Origin of the sequence: Mycetohabitans sp. B2 (assembly GCF_021733735.1) — a bacterium.
GTDB lineage: Bacteria > Pseudomonadota > Gammaproteobacteria > Burkholderiales > Burkholderiaceae > Mycetohabitans > Mycetohabitans rhizoxinica.
Genome location: NZ_JAHKSP010000174.1, coordinates 1 through 277, shown reverse-complemented (window position 1 = coordinate 277; position 277 = coordinate 1). Strand labels below are relative to the sequence as shown.

The following is a 277-nucleotide window of genomic DNA, read 5'->3' as shown; positions in this document are numbered from 1 at the left end:
GCGCGGAGAGCCTCGCGCTGGGATGTAAAGCCGCCCGGTATGCAAGATGATATGTCGGTAGGCGAAAGCATGCCGCATGGTAAGGGGGCGATCCCGTCTAAGGTGCGGGAAACATCGCGTTGGGATGTGAAGCCGTCCGATAAGCAAGATACGCGGATAGACAAAGTCGCGCCGCATGATAAGGGGCCGAGCCAGCCCAAGGGGCGAAAAACGCGCTGGGATGTGAAGCCGCCCGGTATGCAAGATGATATGTCGGTAGACGAAGGCGCGCCGCATG

At 59.9% G+C, this 277-nt stretch carries 1 protein-coding gene; it reads left to right on the top strand.

The window, feature by feature from the left end:
* Positions 1-51 precede the first annotated feature (51 nt).
* Positions 52-277, top strand: a 226-nt coding sequence (locus tag KPG66_RS17280) for a hypothetical protein (protein WP_237071667.1), incomplete at its 3' end; no start/stop codon positions are given.